Origin of the sequence: Enterococcus sp. 7F3_DIV0205 (genome assembly GCF_002141365.2) — a bacterium.
Taxonomy (GTDB): domain Bacteria; phylum Bacillota; class Bacilli; order Lactobacillales; family Enterococcaceae; genus Enterococcus_L; species Enterococcus_L palustris.
The window spans coordinates 1,434,109-1,453,433 of sequence record NZ_CP147244.1; the positions used below are offsets into that span (position 1 = coordinate 1,434,109).

A 19,325-nucleotide genomic window follows, 5' to 3' on the forward strand; every position below is an offset into this window, starting at 1 on the left:
CTGTGTGTTTCATAATCTTGCAACGTGTTGCACGTTGAAGAAAAACGCTTACAAAAAAATGTTTTTCCGCTATGATCGACTTATACAAATTTTATTGAAATGAGGAATGATTATGCGCCACACAGAATTAGATCAATTTCCTAAAAATTTTTTATGGGGTAGTGCCTCTGCCGCATATCAAGTTGAAGGAGCTTATAAAGAAGCTGGTAAAGGTATTTCTGTTTGGGATACTTTTGTGAAACAACCTGGTACGACCTTCCAAGATACGAATGGAGATGTTGCAGTCGATCACTATCATCGCTTTAAAGAAGATGTCGCTTTAATGGCGGAGATTGGCTTGAAAGCTTATCGTTTTTCCATAGCATGGTCACGTATTTTTCCAAACGGTAAAGGCGAGCCCAATCAAGCAGGTCTTGATTTTTACAATCAGTTGATCAATGAGCTTTTGAAATACAACATTGAACCGATCGTAACAATTTACCACTGGGATCTCCCTCAAGCACTGCAAGATGAGTATGGGGGCTGGGAATCCCGACAAATTATTGAAGATTTTACCAATTATGCCAAGGTATTATTTGATGCCTTTTCTGATCGAGTAAACTATTGGGTAAGTTTGAATGAACAGAATGTTTTTATCACTCATGGTTATTTACTGGGTACTCATCCACCTGCTGTTCGTGATGTTAAACGAATGTTTGCGGCCAATCATATTGCCAATCTTGCTAATGCGTCTGTGATCAAAGCGTTTAAAAACGGTGGTTATAAAGGACAGATCGGCCCAAGTTTCAATTATGGTCCTGCTTATGCTTTTGATAGTAATCCACTGAATGTTTTAGCTAAAATTGATACGGAAGAACTGATGGGATTTTTCTGGCTAGATGTTTATGCAACAGGCAAATATCCAAGAACCGTTATCAAGCAATTAGAAAAATTACAGCTAGCGCCCGTTATTACCGAATCCGATCAAGAATTACTAGCATGCGGTATTCCAGATTTCATCGGTTTAAATTATTATCAAACTGCAACAGTCAAAGCTAGTACCACAGATTCCTTCTCAGGAGAAATGAAAATGAATAACTCTGGTAAAAAAGGAACCAGTACAGAAATGGAAATTCCTAGAGTGAGTAAATTTGTCAAAAATCCTTATCTAGAACAAACAAATTGGGATTGGACGATTGATCCGGTCGGCATTCGAGTGGCCTTAAGAACAATCGAAAGTCGTTATCAGCTACCCGTTCTGATCACAGAAAATGGTTTAGGAGAATACGACAAATTAGAAAACGGCGAAATCCATGATCCTTACCGTATCGAATACTTACAAAAACATTTACATGAGATCCAAGAAGCAATCACAGACGGAGTTCAAGTGTTAGGCTATTGCACTTGGAGTTTTACTGATCTGCTTAGTTGGTTGAATGGCTATCAAAAACGGTATGGTTTTGTTTATATTGATCGGGATGAACGTTCTGAGCGTACTTTAAATCGTTACAAAAAAGAGAGTTTTTATTGGTATCAAAAAGTGATTGAAACAAACGGTGAATACTTAAATGAAATGGGGAACAAATGATGGAAGCTTTAGAAAAATTTCTGAATAAATTTATTGGTCCGATTGCTCAAAAAATGAATGGTAGTAAATTTTTCAGTGCATTAGCCGAAGCATTTATGCGAACAACACCAATTACATTAGGTGTCGCTTTGCTCATGATCATTGGGAATTTCCCGATCCCTCAATGGATCGAATTTTTAGCTAAAACAGGCATGACTGCTCACTTTAATGCCGCATTAGGTGCTACGATCAATTTACTTTCAGTTTACGTGACCTTCAACTTTGCTTATATTTATTCTAAAAAAGAAGGATACGATCCACTGCCTGCTGGACTTTTGGCAATTGGTTCGTTTTTCATCCTGATGCCGCAAATGATCCAAACGTATACACTTGAAAAAGCTGTTACAGAATTCCCAGCTCAAACGGTTGTAACTGCAAGCAATAATGTGGAAGCTTTTGCTAGTCAATATACTGGTGGAACTGGACTTTTCGTAGCTATTATTGTTGGCTACTTCACTGCTGTTTTATATGGATTTTTAATCAGAAAAAATCTAACGATCAAAATGCCTGATACAGTGCCTTCAAATGTTTCAGAATCTTTAAGTCCTGCTATCCTATCTGGCGTGATTCTAGCGTTCTTCTTCATTGTTAGAGTCGTTTTCTCCTTTACACCATTTGGTAGTATTTTCGCATTCATTACTACCTTGATCCAAGCACCATTGCAATCATTGACAGGCTCTCCAATTGCCATCATCCTTATTTTTACGTTAGCAAATATGTTGTGGTTTTTCGGGATTCATCCAAATATGGTTTATGGTGTAGTGATGCCCGTGATGACAGCCAATATGTTAGCGAATATGACCGCTTATCAACAACACCAAGAACTACCGTATCTTGCCATGGCCGTTGTTTCTTATGTTTGCGGAAACTCTTTTGGTGGTCAAGGAAGTACGTATGGCTTAGTGATTTCCATGTTTACTGCAAAATCAGAGCGATACAAATCGTTGTTTAAATTAGCAGGTCCGCCAGTTATCTTTAACGTGAATGAGCCGTTGATTTTCGGTATGCCGTTGATGCTAAACCCATTCTTCTTTGTACCAATGGTCGCTTCTCCTTTATTAATGGGCGGCATTGCTTGGGGCATGTTATCGATCTTAGACTTTTCCAAATACAATCCATTGATCGCTCTACCTTGGACAACACCAGCACCAATTGCGATGGCCTTGAAAGGTGGATTTAATTACCTACTGATCTTCATTGTTTTATTGATCGTGAATGTACTTGTGTGGTATCCGTTCTTTAAAATGGCAGATAAAAAAGAGTATCTGTTAGAACAAGAAAACGCAAAAACAGCAGAGGTTTAATCCCCTGCTGTTTTGCCGCTATTAATAAGCGTTAAGTGTATTTAACATTTCAGTATAACCTAAACTTCTAGCATAATCTTCAGCTGTTCGTCCAGTATTGTCTTTCAATGTCTTATCTGCGCCGCCTTCTAACAGAACTTTGACGATTTGTTGATAGATTTCAGATCCGTCTCTTAACGCAACGGCTTCGATCAAAGCGGTATAACCATAATTATTTTGATGATCGATAGCTGCTCTTCCATCTTTTAATAGCAGTTTAACATTTTCAAGATGACCTTTTTCAGCTGCTGGAATCAAGGCATTCCCGCCAAAGCGATTCACTTTTTGCTGATCTGGTACTTGTTTTTCTAGCATGTAAGCCAGAATTTCTGTTTTTCCTTGGGCTCCGGCATACAAATAAGGACTATCCGAAATATGATCTTGTAAGTTAATATCGGCTCCTGCATCGATCAACATCTTTGCAATAGCAACGAAGTTTTGATGCGTTGCAACTAAAAGTGGCGTTTCACCTTGAGCGTTGACTTCATCGATCGTATAGTTTTTATCTGCCAATATCGCTTGCACTTTTGCAGCATCATTATCCGTTACTGCTTGAATCAAAGAACCTGCTGGAAAAGATGGAGTTGATGATTCAGTTGCGTTCATTGCCTGTTCATCTTTCGCTTCACTTGATTGTTTTGTACTACTTTTATCAGTCGTCATCCTTGTACTCTCCTTTATTGGTTGGTTTAGATTCGCTTTTTTAGATTGGCACGCCGAAAAAATAAGGACCAGTGATATCAGTAATGATATCTTTAGCAAATTTTTTTTCCTACGCATAAGCATCCTCCTTTAGTTTTATTTATATTCAGTATAAGACATAAATATAAACAAACTATAAACACACTTTGCCTTAGAAAACGTAAGGATGATTATTGCTTGTTAAAACAAAAAGCCACTAAATATTCTATTAAAGCAACAGTTGGAATCTGAGAGGATAAATCAAAGTTATACGGTAGCCGTTGATTTTCAATGTAGTATGGAATGTTGATCGTAGAAAGCTTGGCTAAGGTATTGTCATGTGTATTTGTAATACTGATAATTTGCCTACTACTTGATTTCAAAAGTTGAACCATCTCAATAATTTCAGCTGTTTCACCTGAACTAGAGAATATAAGGATGACGCTGTTATCTTCTTTCATTTGAGTAGAAAGAAATGGCGCATACGGTTCATTTGAATGCATTGCTTTAAAACCGATCGTATTAAATTTTCTAGCAGCATAACTAGCCATGATTCCAGATGAACCCATTCCCACACAATAAATGAAACTTGATTGCTTCAAGAGACTACTCACTATTTCTACTTGCTCAATAACATTCTCAGCAAATACTTGATTGACAAAGATTTGCTCAAGTGAAATGGTATCGGTTATCCCTTTACCTGCAAGTTTGCTCACTTCATTTTTAACATAGCGCTGAAAATCGTGGTAAGAATCAAATCCGCATTTTCTTACGAATCGTGTTACAGTGGAAGGAGAACAAGGAATTTGAGTCGCAATTTCACGAGCAGAAAGAGTAAAGATCGTTTCTAAATTTCTAAAAATATAATTTTGCAGCACTTCGTCGGCATCAGATAAATTCTTGACTGCTGAGATTTTTTCTAGCATTGGCTTAACCTACTTACGTTAAAATTTATGTGTACATTATAGTGGAGCCACTGATATAAGTAAAGGAACCAAATTCATATTACGCAAATTTAAAAATGAAGGAGATCGATTCTGATGAAAAAAATTCTTGTTTTGGATATAGGCGGGACATTTATTAAATATGGACTAGTTGTATCTGGTCAATTAGAACAGGTAAAAAAACAAGCGACCCCTAAAACGATGGATGCTTTTAACGTTTGTTTAAATAGGATAAAAAAGGAATTTCCAGAGCCTTTTGACGGTGTTTCAATTTCCATGCCAGGAATTATTGATGCTGAAAGTGGTTTTGCTGTTCATGGTGGTTCACTTGAATTTGTTCGACAGATGGATATTCGCACATTTTACGAAGCCATTTTTGATTGCACCGTTGCAGTGGAAAATGATGCACGCAGTGGAATCCTCGGGGAAATGAATCAAGGTCAACTAACAGGAATTGAAAATGCCGCTATGATTGTTTTAGGTACAGGTGTTGGTGGAAGCTTGATCGTGAATGGTCAGCTAGTTAAAGGCTTCCATCAAGCAGCTGGAGAACTCTCCTTAGTCCAAACAGATTCAGCTATGCGCCTTACTGATTTATTCGCTGTAAAAAATAGTGTCTATAGTTTATTAAAACCCTTCGCTAAAATGCTGAATAAACCAGTCGATAAAGTTAGTGGCGAAGCTTTTTTTGAATCAATCAAAAATGAAGAGCCCGCTGCACAAATTATTTTACAAGACTATTGTGATTCATTAGCTGTGCAAATTTGGAATCTACAAGCCATTTTGGACCCAGAAAAAATCGTGATTGGAGGCGGTATCAGTAGTCAAGCGATTCTATTGGATTATATTAAGCAGAGTCTGCAAAAAAACGTGACTAGTCTAAATATTGGCCCACTTGCTAGTATCATTGCTCCAAATGTCGTTTTAAGTTCATTAGGTAATGATGCCAACTTGATTGGCGCTTATTATCATTTCATAAGCAAGCATGGAAAATAAAAAAAGTGGGGCTGAGATATAACTCTTCGAGTTATATCTCAGCCCCTTAAAATCCGACTAAACGGTGGTAAAAAAGCAGATCCTTCTTAAATTATTTGAGCTAGGCGCTTTCTTCCCAACCTCGCTTTACTGTTTCTACTATCTACTCATCAATCGCTGTTACATCGATGTTCAATTCAAATAATTGTAATGGTGAAACCACACTTGGAGCACTTGTCATTGGGTCAGCTGCTTTCCCATTTTTAGGGAAGGCAATCACTTCGCGGATATTGTTTTCACCAGCTAACAACATCACTAAACGGTCTAAACCTAACGCAATTCCGCCATGTGGAGGGAAACCATAATCTAAAGCATCTAATAAGAAACCAAATTGTTCTTGGGCTGACTCTTTAGTGAACCCTAATGTTTCAAACATTTTTTCTTGTAACTCACGTTTGTGGATACGTAATGAACCGCCACCTAATTCATAACCATTTAAAACGATATCGTATGCTTCAGCATAAACTTTCGCTGGGTCTGTTGAAAGTAATTCAATATCAGATTCTTTAGGTTGCGTGAATGGATGGTGAGCAGAAACATAACGACCTGCTTCTTCATCATATTCAAACAATGGCCAGTCAACGACCCACAAGAAGTTGAATTTAGATTCGTCAATCAAGCCTAGTTCTTTCCCTAAACGAGAACGCACGGCACCTAATGCTGCGGCAACGATTTCTGGTTTATCTGCACCAAACATCAAAATGTCACCGACCTCAGCATTCGTTGCTTTGATCAACTCGTCAGAAACCTCTGTTAAGAATTTTGCGATTGGGCCTTTTAGACCATCTTCTTCCACTTTTAACCAAGCTAATCCTTTGGCACCAAATTGGCTTACATAAGTACCTAAGTTATCCATATCTTTTCTTGAATATTTATCTGCAGCACCTTTAGCATTCAAAGCTTTCACATGTCCGCCATTTTCCAAAGCCATTTGGAAGACTTTGAAATCAACATCTTTTACTACATCAGCGATATCGATCAATTCCATATCAAAACGAGTATCTGGCTTATCACTACCATAACGAGCCATTGCTTCGTCATAGCTAATACGTGGGAATGGCACTGTTACTTCGATACCTTTTGTTTCACGCATCACTTTTGCTAGCATTTCTTCAGTCATTGTTTGGATTTCTTCCGGTGACAAGAAGGTTGTTTCTAAATCCACTTGGGTAAATTCTGGTTGACGATCACCACGTAAATCTTCATCACGGAAACAGCGAACGATTTGGTAATAACGATCAAAACCAGCGTTCATCAATAACTGTTTGAAAATTTGCGGTGATTGCGGTAATGCGTAAAAGTGTCCTGCATGCACACGTGAAGGAACTAAATAGTCACGAGCGCCTTCTGGTGTTGATTTACCAAAATAAGGTGTTTCGATATCAATAAAATCAGTGTCATCTAAATAGTGACGAATCGATTTTGTGATTTCGTGACGTAATTTTAGATTTGCTGTCATTTGTGGGCGACGTAAATCTAAATAACGATATTTCATACGAATTTCATCGCCGACATTATTTTCATCTTCAATTAAAAATGGTGGTGTTTTTGCTGTATTTAAAATCGTGATAGCTGTTGCCATCACTTCAAATTCACCAGTTTTCATTTTAGGGTTGATTGCTTCTTTATCACGATAAGCTAATTCACCAGTGATTTCAATTACATATTCACTACGGCATTTATCCGCAATTTCCCACGCTTCTTTTGAATGCGCTGGGTTGAATACAACTTGTGCGATTCCTTCACGGTCACGTAAGTCGATAAAAATAACTCCGCCTAGGTCACGACGTTTTTGGACCCACCCTTTTAATGTGATTACCTGACCTACTAAATCTGCTGAAACTTCCCCGCAGTATACTGTTCTTTTTGTCATTAGCCTTTGCTCCTCTTCATTTTTTCCTTATTATTAATCAAACATCACGGTCATCATTTCATCATAGACTTCATCAAATCTTTCATAAATATCTGAAAGTGGGAATGCTTTTTCATTACGATTAGCCATTGATTTTACATTTACAATGCCTTCTGTTAATTCTGTTTCACCTAAAGTTAGGGCAAGTTTAGCATTTAATTTAGCAGCTGTTTTAAATTGCGCTTTTGCTTTACGATCCATAAAATCACGATCCGCTGAAAAACCAAAGTTACGGATTGCTTGAACCAATTTTAGCGATTCGATATTCGTTTGTTCACCGATTCCAACCACATAAGCATCGATTTCATTGATGACTGGAACGACAACACCTTCTGCTTCCATCGTAATCAAGACACGCTCGATCCCCATTGCAAAACCAAAACCAGGAGTTGCAGGTCCACCTAATTCTTCTACTAAACCATCATAGCGCCCACCCGCACAAATCGTAGCTTGAGCGCCCATTCCTGGTGCTTCACTCATGACTTCAAAAATCGTGTTCGTATAATAATCTAATCCACGAACCATATTGCTATCCACTTCAAATGGAATATTCAATTCATTCAACATCGTTTGAACTGTTTCAAAGTGCTCTTTTGACTCAGCACTTAAATAATCTAAAATCGATGGTGCATCAGCTACGATTGCTTGATCTTTTTTATCTTTACTATCTAAAACTCGTAAAGGATTTTCATGCAAACGTCGTTTTGAATCTTCACTTAGTTCAGCTGATCTCGGTTCTAAATAATCGATCAAAGCTTGACGATAAGCCGATCTGGTTGCTTTATCTCCTAAAGAATTGATTACTAATCGAATTTGATTGATTCCCAATTGTTTGAAAAAGTCTAGAGCCATTGCCATGCTTTCAACATCTACAGCTGGATTTACACTACCAAAAGCTTCTGCTCCGATTTGGTGAAATTGTCTTAAACGTCCAGCTTGAGGGCGTTCATAACGAAACATCGGTCCCATATAATATGTTTTATACGGTTTGGCAAATTCTGGTCCAAACAATTTGTTTTCAACAAACGAACGAACGATTGGCGCTGTTCCTTCTGGACGAAGTGTTACGTGACGATCTCCTTTATCGTAAAAATCATACATTTCTTTTGAAACGATATCGGTCGTATCCCCGACACTACGAGAAATGACTTCATAATGTTCAAAAATCGGCGTGCGGATTTCTTCATATTGGTAATCGCGAAAAATCAAACGAGCTGTTTCTTCAACAAATTGCCACTTTTCTGAAGTTCCTGGCAATAAGTCATTGGTTCCTTTTGGTTTTTGATAACTCATTTTTTTCATCTCCTAATTATTGTTCATTGTTTGTATTCTATTTTGATAAAGATCGGTTAAGAATTTGATTACTCTATGCTTACTTGAAAGAGTAGGTAGCGCTTTTTAATTGATCGACTCAATGTATGGTTTGGATTATAACGTTTGGTGATTCTCTAGTACGGTAACTTCTCTCACTTTGAACGCCTTGTATTGTCCATCATCCACTCTGGCGAAGCCAATCGTGGTCCTTCAAGACCTAATAAACAACTTAAATAGCTCTCACCGCTTCTTTTTCTGCCTTAAGCGTTGGGTGATTCTCTAGTACGGTGACTTCTCTCACTTTGTTCGCCTTGTATTGTTCATCATCCACTCTGGCGAAGCCAATCGTAGTACTTCAAGACCTAATAAACAACTTAAATAGTCATCACCGCTTCTTTTTCTACCTTAAGCGTTGGGTGATTCTCTAGTACGGTAACTTCTCTCACTTCGTTCGCCAAGTATTGTTCATCATCCACTCTGGCGAAGCCAATCGTGGTGATTCACAACAAAAACTCGCCCTTGTATAAATACAAGGGCGAGTGAATAGACACACGCGGTACCACCTAAGTTCGAAAGATTGCTCTTTCCTCCAACGATTAACGCTCGCAACGGAACGGCTTTTCCTCCGTTCATCTCCAGAATGTCTTTCGATTTATCTAACGAAGTTGCTTTCAGCCTCGGCAACTTTCTCTTCTACGATCAGTTAAAAATCTACTCGTTCTTTCATCGATTTTTTTATAGTATCTATAAATTACTAGAGATTGTATATAAAGTCAAGCAGAATTTCAGTTTAGTTTACACTAACCAATGTAAAACGAATAACAATTATTACTGACTACTTAAGGTTTCCCAAACAGTTAACGCATCCCGCATTCCTTTAACATTATGGACTCGGACAATTTCTACTCCTTGATTAGCAGCAAATAATGAAGCGGAAATCGAACCAAAGTCCCGCTCTAATGGATTTTTTTCATTCGTCAATGCAGCGATCGTTCTTTTTCTAGATACACCATACAACAAGGGATACTCTTTATAGCGAAACACTTTAGGATATTTTAAAATCTCAATATTTTCTTCCTGTGATTTGCCAAAACCAATCCCCGGGTCAAAACAAATCCGTGTCGAATCAATCCCGACCTTTTGACAGAGATCGATTTTTTCTTGATAAAACTGTTGAATATCCACGGCTACTGACAGCTCACTACGTCTTTTACGTGAGTGCATGATCACTAAGCCGCTATCTGGGTATTTTTGCGCAACTTCGATCATTCCTTTTGTATCCAACCCTTTGATGTCATTGATGATACTGGCGCCTTTTGCTAATGCCGCATCTGCAACTTCTGGAAAATACGTATCAATAGAAATAGGTTTTTCTGTTCTTTTTCTGATAGCTTCTACTATTGGCAAGATCCGCTCTTTTTCTTCTTCCGCTGAAATTTCTTGATAGTTCGGACGTGTGGATTGTCCGCCGATATCAATGATGTCAACGCCTGCCTCCAACATTTCTTCACAATGGGCTAGTGCTTTATCTAGCTGATTAAAATACCCGCCATCTGAAAATGAATCTGGTGTTACGTTTAAAATCCCCATGATTTGAGTTGTTTTATTAGTAAAATATCCCTCTTTCATCCTCTTTGTTGCTCCTTTAATGTTTCAATTAATTGTTTTAAAGCCGATACCCTCGGACTTAAATGATTCCGTTGCACTTTAGGTAGTTGAGCAAGAGTTTTATGTTTTTCCGGTAAATAAAAAATTTTATCAAACCCATAACCCATTTCGCCGACTTCTTTTGTTGTTAGTTCTCCTTTAAGTTCTTGTTCTGAAGTAAGATACTCCCCATTTGGCCAAGCATAGGCTACTACAGCATGCAGACTGATCCCTCGTGTGAATGATTCGTGTCCTTCAAATAATGTAAACAGCTGGTGGTTCTTTTCTGAATCTGTCATATTCGGTTTAAAAAATCGCGCAGTCTCAACTCCCAAAAGATCAGGAAAAGCTTCAATTTCTAAACCACCATCATCTGCCAATACTGGCTTTCCAAGCATTTTGGCATAAAATTGCGCTTTGATCAGCGCATTTTCTGTATATGTTTTGCCTGTTTCTGCTACATCATAGCTTTTGTGTGTGTAGTTCGTGTATGGAACAAATGTGATTTCCTCTTTAGGATAGGCAGTTTGTATTTCTTGTAGCTTCCCTTGATTATTTGTGCCGACAATAATATCCATTCCATTCATCCTTTACGCTTCAATCGCTCTTAAAAAGTCATCCTTACACTCTCGATTCGTTTTGAACACCCCTTGATAATGGAAAGTTTTCGTTAAACTGTGCGGTGATTTAACACCACGCATTGTCATACACATATGCTCCGCCTCAATTGCAACAGCCACCCCTTTAACAGGTACATGTTCGACAAGTTTGTTTGCGATCATTATCGTTAAATCTTCCTGAACACTTGGACGTTTGGCACAATATTCTACCAATCGTGGTAACTTACTTAAGCCTAATACTTTACTTTCATCAGGAATATAAGCGATATGTACTTTCCCATAAAATGGTAATAGGTGATGTTCACACATAGAATAAAATTGAATATCTTTGACCAACACCATATCGTCTTCATTCAGGCTATCAAATAGAGCATAATCATCAAATTCTGGCGCTCTTAAAGAAGAAAATACTTCGTTATACATTTTGGATACACGTCTTGGCGTATCTTTAACACCCGCTCGATCGGGGTCTTCGCCGATCGCATTTAGAATTTGTTTAACTGCCTGCTCGATTGCTTCTAGTTGTTTTTCATCCATCTTTTTACCAACTTTCTTTACTAAGCCAAACCTCAGCTTGATTCCCTGTACTTGCGATCAGTTCATCAAAAGACTTTCCTTGGAAGGTAGCTTCTGGATAGATATCTTTTAATGGAACTAACACAAATGATCGCTTAAGCATTTCCTTATGAGGAATAGTCAAACGTTCTGTCGCTACTTGTTCATCACCCATCAATAAAATATCGATATCTAATGTTCGCGGTCCCCAATGAATCAAGCGCTCTCTACCAAGAGACTTTTCAATTGCTTGTGTTTTTTCGAGTAATTGAAGAGGTTCACAAGTTGTGCTGATTTGAATCACAGCATTATAATAATTTTCTTGTGGAACATCTCCATAAGGTAATGTTTCGTAAAGTTTTGATTTTCTCATTACTTGAATATCGCTTTCTTGATCCAGCAATTCAACTGCCTTTTGCAGCGTCTCTAAACGATTTCCCAAATTACTGCCCAAAGCTAAATAACTAATCGTCATACGAACTCTCTTTCCATTTCGATTTCAATATTATCAAATACTCCTGGCATTGGTACACTATATTTTCGAACCCGAACAAGAGCACTTTCCAACTTTTTGCCATGTTCTGTTTCAATATCATCTAAAATAGCGGAAGCCACAGCTTCTATTAAGTTGTAAGAATGTGTTGTTAGACGTTCAGCAATTTGATCATTCACTTCAGCATAACTAACGGTGTCGTTCACATTATCCGTTTTGCCAGCCTGATCTAATGACAGTCTTAACTCAACATCAACTTCTAATTGTTGCCCTAAAACTCGTTCTTCTGGTAAGACTCCATTTTTAGTGTAAAACTTCATATTATTGATTCTAATTTTTCCCAATTTGCTCCCATCCTTCATCTTTTTAGTCACTGATAAACTCAGTTGCAATCATTATACTATAGAAATAGCTGAAAACTTTAGATTCTTGCTTTTTACGTCATTTTGTTAAAATAAATTCTAGAAGTAAGCGGAAAAACTTTCTTCTTTATCTTTAATCAACTACACTAGTAATAGAAAGTCAGGAGGAATCATAATGACAGAAACGATACAAATTGGAAAAACTGAAGTTTATTCAACCCCTTTAGGTTTAGGGACAAATGCTGTTGGCGGTCATAACTTGTTTCCAAATTTAAATGATGAGATAGGAAAAGAAATCGTCCGAACAGCATTAACTAATGGCATCACCTTACTAGATACAGCTTTTGCTTATGGAATGGGACGTTCTGAAGAGTTGATTGGAGAAGTTTTGAAAGATTTTGATCGCAGTAAAGTGGTAATCGCCACAAAAGCTGCTCATGACCCCGCTAAAGCTGGCTCATATAATAATACACCTGAATTTTTAACTCGTTCTGTTGAGGAAGCGCTAAAACGACTGCAAACAGATTATATCGATATTTTTTATATTCATTTCCCAGATGAAGCAACACCTAAAAATGAAGCCACAGCTGCCTTACAAAAGTTAAAAGAAGCTGGAAAAATCAGAGCAATCGGCGTTTCTAATTTTAGTTTAGACCAAATTAAAGAAGCAAATCAAGATGGTTATGTAGATATTGTTGAGGATGAATACAGCTTGATTCATCGGGAAGCAGAACATGAACTGCTGCCTTATCTTAGAGAAAATCAGATTTCTTTTGTGCCTTATTTCCCATTAGCATCTGGCTTATTGACTGGTAAATATGAAAGTAGCGTAACTTTTTCACCAGAAGATTTGCGTAGTAAAAAACCAGATTTTCAAGGTGAACGCTTTAAAGCCATTATAGAAAAAGTCAGCCATCTTAAATTGATTGCCGCTGACTATAATGCGAGTGTGGCAGAAATCGTACTCGCTTGGTATATCAAGAACCCTTTTGTCGACGTTGTTATTCCAGGTGCGAAAAAACCAGAACAAGTCATCAACAATGCAAAAGCCTTGGAGGTTCATTTGACCACAGAGGATTATCAACGAATTGACAGACTGTTTAGTTAAGTTAAGTGGAACAGATTCCAAGTGATTGGAAGATAACTCATAGAGTTATCTCCCAATCACTTTTTCTATGTTTACTGATGGTACAACATATCATGAACAATATCAGAACCGAATAAATCACTCTTATAATAAGTTGGTCAATTATCTAATTCTTTCAGTAGAAATATAAAAACTACACATAATGATCGGACACGAAAATCCCCCTACTTATTATGTGCAGTATTATTTTTTTACTAAATACCTAAAAGGTCAGCTAATGAAATCAGTGCTTCTGAAATTGCTTCAAGCAGTTGAGTTGCGTTATTGTCATATGATTTTTTTACGGAGAGAGTCAAAATCACTTTTTCATCTAGAATACCATAATAAATCCCAAAACCCTCTTTATTGACGGGCCCAAAACTAAATGATTCTATTAACTCATATGGGAGTCCTGTGGTAGAGATAAAATCCTCACTTAATAAGCTAAGTGCTTTCGCTGAAAAGAATTTCGCCCCTTCTTCTGGATTAAGTGCCATTTTTTGTAAGCCAAACAAATGGCGTTCTAATCCTTTACCATTTTGACATTGGACGATCCGATCAGAATGAGCCTCCGCAGCTTCTATGAACAGTTCTCTTAATTTCGCCTTAGACATTGACTTTATTTCATTATAAAAGGCTTCTGCAAACTGTTTTTTCTCTTGGCTTACTGAACGTGCAGATTCGGTTCGGCCTTCATAATACATCCGCATAGCAACTGGCTCATAAACAGATTTTAATGAGCCAAAAACCTTTTGCTGCGCCATTGTCAGCGCAATATGAAAATAAGCATCTGGACTTACTTTTGCTTTTTTCATCCGTTCTTTACCAATTTCTGAAACAACTCGGTGTTTAATAGTATATGAATTATTCTCAGTGTCTACCAGCTGTTTAGCCTCTTCTAAGCTATCGATCATGTGACTATCTAATATCCAGTCAAATTTTCGAACCAAATCAGAAGAACGTTTTTTAGTTTCTTCTTGCTTGAAATCATTAAAAGGTTCAAAAATTTTAGTCAGTAGGTTTAATGTTGGCACACCATCGATTGCGGTATGTTCCATATTAAAACCGATATGACCGTTTTTCGTGATAATTGCTTGTGTCGTTTTTGTTAGAAATTGATGATTTGTATTCAATAAAACATCTGTGATTCGTTCTTCTTTTGATTGATCTTCCCCATCAGAAAAACTCAAAATAAATAATGCTTCTTCGATTTCCTTGAAATTTTGATTGTTCCGTTCCTCTTTTTTGAGCTGTTGATAAATCAAATTCGACTGTTCTCTTTCAACGCCTGTCAGATATGGAATTAGATGCTCCCCTTGTGTGGAACTAAGATCTATAGATAATAAATAGTTCAAACTTTCCAGTATTTGCGTCAAAGAATAGATTTCTCCTAAATCATTTGTCACATCTAAGCGGAAATAGAGTCCGTTTATAAAAATCACAATATAGTTTCCAGCAGTTGTTATTTCCCCTCTGTAAAAAGAATCTCGTTCATTTCCAGGTATTCTGCAACTTTTGAAGAAATTCAAATAAAATGACATATCGACATTTTGATTCTTTTTTGTATATTCGATTGGATATGTTCCATTCGCTAAACTCAGATAACGATTGGTCATTTGATAAATCAGCTGAGCTGCTCGCATTTCTTTCGATTCAATTTGATCATAATAACTTTCATCAATGATCAAGGCAAAGTTTGAGCCACTTTGTAAATAGCCGCGATTTTCTAAATAGCTCTCTTCCCAAAAAGGTGCTAGCCAGCTTCCAGTTCTATTTTTTGCATGCGCTACCAAATCTTTTTGCAATAATATACCATCCGATACGCTAAATGCTATGGCTCTTTTTTGAAAGTCTTTTAATTCTTCTAATGTAACCAATGGTCTTAGCCACTCACTTAATGCAACAAGGGTTTCGTGTAATTCTGGTACAGGTAATTTCTTTAGTTTTGGTAATAATTCTTCTTTATATTTTTCCATCTTACACCTCAACAATCACTTTACATTTATTATACCAATTATTTTCTCTTCCTATGTGCTTTTTCAGTAACTTATAAAAAAACATCATTCTTACTGCTATACATTGTAAGAATGATGTTTTTGACTATTTATCTTTTGTATCAATAATGATAGTTACAGGACCATCATTGATCAAGGAAACAGCCATATCCGCACCGAATTCCCCAGTTTCTACAGGAATAGCCAGTTCTTTAAGCTGTTCATTGAATTGTTCATATAAAGGGATGGCTACCTCAGGTCTTGCTGCTTCTATAAAACTAGGGCGGTTCCCCTTTTTAGTATCTGCATACAATGTAAATTGAGAAACACTCAAAATGCTTCCTTTAATTTCTTGAATGCTCAGATTCATTTTACCACCACCATCTTCAAATACTCGAAGTTTACTAATTTTACGGACTAAATAGGCAACATCTTCTATACTGTCTGTTTGATGGATTCCTAGTAAAATCATAAATCCTTGATCTATTTTTCCAACACTTTTTTGGTCGATCTTGACTTCAGCTTGACTGACTCGTTGGATGACTGCTCTCATAACTACCCCTCCTAGCCATTGGTTCGACGGACATTATAAACGTCCGGTATATTTTTGATTTTATCTACGATTGTTTTTAAATGGGCTAGATTTTGGATTTTTACAGTAACATGAATCATCGCCATTTTATTTTTTGTCGGCTTAGCTTCTACACTGACTAAATTTTTAGTCATAGAACTAATAACTTGCAGAACATCATTCAATAAGCCACTGCGATTATAGCCGTAAATTTCTAAATCAGCATCGTATTCTTTATTTGAATTATCCGTATCTTCCCATTCAACTTCAATCAAACGTTGAGCAAGTTCTTCTTGGTGCTGAACATTAGGACAATCTGCCCTATGAATTGATACACCGCGCCCTTTCGTGATATAACCGACGATTTCATCTCCTGGTACTGGATTACAGCAACGGCTGATACGGACAAGTAAGTTTTCAACGCCTTGAATCACGATTCCGCCTTCATGACGAACTTTCATTTTATCTGATTCTTTTTTGACAGGTTGTGTCATTAATTCTTCTGCTTCTTGTTTTTGGCGTTCAATTTCTTGTTCTTTACGTTCTTTTTCAGTCAGACGATTAAAGACAACTTGAGCACTGATTTCACCATAACCAACAGCTGCATACAAATCATCTTCTGTTTGGAAATTAAAACGATCCAACACTTCAGCCATTTTGGTTTTACCTAAAAATTCCTTTGTTGCAAAACCATGTTCACTCAAATATTTACTAATTGCATCATGGCCTTTGATAATATTGACTTCACGATCTTGAACTTTAAAGAATCGTTTGATTTTATTTCGTGCTTTGCTTGTGGCAACCATTTTCAGCCAGTCTCGACTTGGTCCAAAAGAATTTGGTGAAGTCAAAACTTCGATGATATCGCCATTTTTCAGTGTATAATCCAACTGAACCATTTTCCCATTGACTTTAGCCCCAGTTGTTTTATTGCCGATTTCAGTATGCACACTATATGCAAAATCTAGAGGGCCCGAACCTTTAGGTAATTCTGTTACTTCACCAGTCGGAGTGAAAACATACACTTTATCACTGAAAATATCGCCTTTGACGCTTTCCATAAATTCAGAGGCATCATAGCTTTCATCTTGCAGTTCAAGTATTTCACGAAACCAGCTTAATTGTTTTGTATCATTGTCTTCATCGACTTTTTCTGTCTTACCTTCTTTATACGCCCAGTGAGCGGCAACCCCGAACTCAGCAATTTGATGCATTTCATGCGTTCTAATCTGTACTTCTACTGGATTGCCTTTAGGCCCGATAACAGTCGTATGAATAGACTGATACATATTTGCTTTAGGCATCGCAATATAATCTTTAAAACGTCCAGGCATCGGTGTCCATTTCGTATGAATCGCACCTAATACAGCATAACAGTCCTTAATAGAATCTACGATCACACGAATAGCCAATAAATCATAAATTTCATTAAATTGTTTTTTTTGATCTTTCATTTTGTGATAGATGGAGTAGATATGTTTAGGACGACCATAAATTTCGGCGTAAATATCTAAATCTTCTGTAGCCAAACGAATGTCTTCAACAGCTTCTTCAACGTATGCTTCTCGCTCATCCCGCTTACTTTGCATCAAATTAACGATTCGATAATACTGATTTGGATTGATATAGCGCAATGCCGTATCTTCCAACTCCCATTTAATGCGGCTAATCCCTAAGCGATGAGCAAGCGGCGCATAAATTTCAATTGTTTCTTGTGCGATTCGTCGCTGTTTATCTTCGCGTAAATGCTTTAAGGTACGCATATTATGCAAACGGTCAGCCAATTTCACCATGATTACACGTAGATCTTGAGCCATTGCTAATAACATTTTACGGTGATTTTCAGCTAGTTGTTCTTCGTGAGATTTATATTTTATTTTTCCAAGCTTTGTCACGCCGTCAACTAACATTGCGACATCCGCACCAAATTCATTTGATAAATCTTCGAGCGTTACATCTGTGTCTTCTACTACATCATGTAGAAAACCTGTTGCAACTGTATGTGGGTCCATCCGTAATTCAGCTAAAATTCCTGCCACTTGGATCGGATGGATAAAATAGGGCTCACCTGATTGTCTGATTTGACCTTCATGCGCTTTTTCAGCATAATCACATGCTTTTTGAACGAAAGCAACATGTTGAGGCGCCATATATTTTGACACGAGTTTAATAACTCCTGGACCTGTCATGATTTCCTCTTTTGGCATGATTCTCACTCCTTTTACTTATGGGTCTAATTTCCCGCTATTCTTGCTTTAATCGCTTAAAGCCTACAGGAATTTTCTTATCTTTTTAACTGTTTGTATGGCGTATCGTCAAAATACTTTCCACTTCGTAATTTATGACAATGTCCCTTATGTTTATGTAAATACTTAAATTATTTAAAAAAAGAAAAGCACCACTTGAAACAGTAGCACTTCCAACATCTTTTATTATACTAACATTTTTCTGGATTTTCAATTCCTCAAATTGTTAATTCCATTTCGAAATCAACGGCAAAATTTCTCGACCATTGCTAATCCCAATATACGATGCTCCAGCTTGAAAAAGAAGTTCAATTTCAAGTAAAGTCGGCGCTTTAACATTTACTTGAAAGGTCATTCGTTTTTTTCGACCGCTTCGGAAAATACTCATATCATAAATCGCTTGCTCCATGGTCAAGTTCACTCCTAAGGAAATAGCACTAACATTCAACTCTGCAAGATCCATTGTTAGTATCTGCTTTTGATTCTCTGTTAAATGGCTGCTATCTATAAAGAACCCTAGAGCATTTCTTCCAAACGACAACTGCTCTAATGCCTCATAACTCTGATTTCCATAAAGGTTCAATTGCTCAGGCGCCATAGTCACAAAAACATCTGACGCACCGTCTCTATATAACTGTCCTGTCTCAAACGCTTTTTTTGCTAAAGTCCCTCCACCAAGCGGAAAATCAACGAAACTCCCCACTTGGATCATCGTTCCAGTTAATAACTGTTTTGCCCTTGCAACATTATAAGGTAAAACAAAAATTGAACGAATAGGAAATTCTTTTAAAAAAAGAATTTCTTCTGTGAACTGTTGATCTGTAAATGTTGGATCCATCAACATTATTGAAAGTCTTTGTAACTCTAACTCCATAA

At 37.2% G+C, this 19,325-nt stretch carries 17 protein-coding genes and 1 other annotated feature; of the genes, 4 read left to right on the forward strand and 13 right to left on the reverse strand.

Annotated features, from left to right (window positions below; genetic code table 11):
- Positions 1–112: 112 nt before the first annotated feature.
- Entirely contained in the window at positions 113–1,567 is a 1,455-nt protein-coding gene (locus tag A5821_RS06770) for a glycoside hydrolase family 1 protein (RefSeq protein ID WP_086313811.1), read from the forward strand.
- The gene (locus A5821_RS06775; protein WP_086313812.1) at positions 1,567–2,910 is read left to right on the forward strand and encodes a PTS sugar transporter subunit IIC; all 1,344 of its coding nucleotides are present in this window, start codon (positions 1,567–1,569) and stop codon (positions 2,908–2,910) included. Before A5821_RS06770 ends, A5821_RS06775 begins: the two co-directional genes overlap by 1 nt.
- A gap of 21 nt (positions 2,911–2,931) precedes the next feature.
- On the opposite strand, the gene A5821_RS06780 is transcribed toward A5821_RS06775, so the two are convergent.
- Together A5821_RS06780 and A5821_RS06785 are read right to left on the reverse strand one after the other, a co-directional pair.
- Entirely contained in the window at positions 2,932–3,729 is a 798-nt protein-coding gene (locus A5821_RS06780) for an ankyrin repeat domain-containing protein (RefSeq protein ID WP_086313813.1), read from the reverse strand.
- 92 nt (positions 3,730–3,821) lie between these two features.
- On the reverse strand, positions 3,822–4,556 hold the full coding sequence (locus A5821_RS06785) for a MurR/RpiR family transcriptional regulator (protein ID WP_086313814.1): 735 nt from the start codon (positions 4,554–4,556) through the stop codon (positions 3,822–3,824).
- A gap of 114 nt (positions 4,557–4,670) precedes the next feature.
- Between A5821_RS06785 and A5821_RS06790 the strand changes: the two genes are divergently transcribed.
- Positions 4,671–5,570: an ROK family protein gene (locus tag A5821_RS06790; RefSeq protein ID WP_086313815.1), complete on the forward strand. Its 900-nt coding sequence runs from the start codon at positions 4,671–4,673 to the stop codon at positions 5,568–5,570.
- 142 nt (positions 5,571–5,712) lie between these two features.
- Here A5821_RS06790 and aspS read toward each other — a convergent pair whose 3' ends face one another.
- The 7 genes from aspS to folB all read right to left on the reverse strand — a co-directional run bounded on the left by aspS (position 5,713) and on the right by folB (position 12,494).
- On the reverse strand, positions 5,713–7,482 hold the full coding sequence (gene aspS / locus A5821_RS06795) for an aspartate--tRNA ligase (protein WP_086313816.1): 1,770 nt from the start codon (positions 7,480–7,482) through the stop codon (positions 5,713–5,715).
- Between the two features lie 33 nt (positions 7,483–7,515).
- A complete protein-coding gene (gene hisS / locus A5821_RS06800; protein ID WP_086313817.1) occupies positions 7,516–8,814 on the reverse strand; it encodes a histidine--tRNA ligase in 1,299 nt (432 codons plus the stop codon).
- A gap of 549 nt (positions 8,815–9,363) precedes the next feature.
- Positions 9,364–9,571, reverse strand: a binding site (T-box leader).
- Between the two features lie 92 nt (positions 9,572–9,663).
- On the reverse strand, positions 9,664–10,464 hold the full coding sequence (gene folP / locus A5821_RS06805; RefSeq protein ID WP_086313819.1) for a dihydropteroate synthase: 801 nt from the start codon (positions 10,462–10,464) through the stop codon (positions 9,664–9,666).
- Positions 10,461–11,069 carry a non-canonical purine NTP pyrophosphatase gene (locus tag A5821_RS06810; RefSeq protein ID WP_249921840.1) on the reverse strand — a complete coding sequence of 203 codons (609 nt, stop codon included), beginning with the start codon at positions 11,067–11,069 and terminating at the stop codon, positions 10,461–10,463. Before A5821_RS06810 ends, folP begins: the two co-directional genes overlap by 4 nt.
- Positions 11,070–11,072: 3 nt before the next feature.
- On the reverse strand, positions 11,073–11,639 hold the full coding sequence (folE, locus tag A5821_RS06815; protein WP_086313821.1) for a GTP cyclohydrolase I FolE: 567 nt from the start codon (positions 11,637–11,639) through the stop codon (positions 11,073–11,075).
- A gap of 4 nt (positions 11,640–11,643) precedes the next feature.
- Entirely contained in the window at positions 11,644–12,132 is a 489-nt protein-coding gene (gene folK / locus A5821_RS06820) for a 2-amino-4-hydroxy-6-hydroxymethyldihydropteridine diphosphokinase (RefSeq protein ID WP_086313822.1), read from the reverse strand.
- Positions 12,129–12,494, reverse strand: coding sequence for a dihydroneopterin aldolase (gene folB / locus A5821_RS06825; RefSeq protein ID WP_086313823.1), 366 nt, complete (start codon positions 12,492–12,494; stop codon positions 12,129–12,131). The genes folK and folB overlap by 4 nt, the downstream gene beginning before the upstream one ends.
- A 193-nt stretch (positions 12,495–12,687) precedes the next feature.
- Between folB and A5821_RS06830 the strand changes: the two genes are divergently transcribed.
- Positions 12,688–13,620, forward strand: a complete 933-nt coding sequence (locus A5821_RS06830) for an aldo/keto reductase (RefSeq protein WP_086313824.1) — start codon at positions 12,688–12,690, stop codon at positions 13,618–13,620.
- A 233-nt stretch (positions 13,621–13,853) separates the two neighbouring features.
- On the opposite strand, the gene A5821_RS06835 is transcribed toward A5821_RS06830, so the two are convergent.
- The 4 genes from A5821_RS06835 to A5821_RS06850 all read right to left on the reverse strand — a co-directional run bounded on the left by A5821_RS06835 (position 13,854) and on the right by A5821_RS06850 (position 19,323).
- Positions 13,854–15,614, reverse strand: coding sequence for a choline/carnitine O-acyltransferase (locus A5821_RS06835; RefSeq protein WP_086313825.1), 1,761 nt, complete (start codon positions 15,612–15,614; stop codon positions 13,854–13,856).
- A 124-nt stretch (positions 15,615–15,738) separates the two neighbouring features.
- Complete coding sequence (gene dtd / locus A5821_RS06840) at positions 15,739–16,185, reverse strand: D-aminoacyl-tRNA deacylase (RefSeq protein ID WP_086313826.1); 447 nt, start codon at positions 16,183–16,185, stop codon at positions 15,739–15,741.
- An 11-nt stretch (positions 16,186–16,196) separates the two neighbouring features.
- Positions 16,197–18,410, reverse strand: a complete 2,214-nt coding sequence (locus tag A5821_RS06845) for a RelA/SpoT family protein (RefSeq protein ID WP_086313827.1) — start codon at positions 18,408–18,410, stop codon at positions 16,197–16,199.
- 265 nt (positions 18,411–18,675) lie between these two features.
- On the reverse strand, positions 18,676–19,323 hold the full coding sequence (locus A5821_RS06850) for a deoxyribose-phosphate aldolase (RefSeq protein ID WP_086313828.1): 648 nt from the start codon (positions 19,321–19,323) through the stop codon (positions 18,676–18,678).
- Between the last annotated feature and the right edge of the window lie 2 nt (positions 19,324–19,325).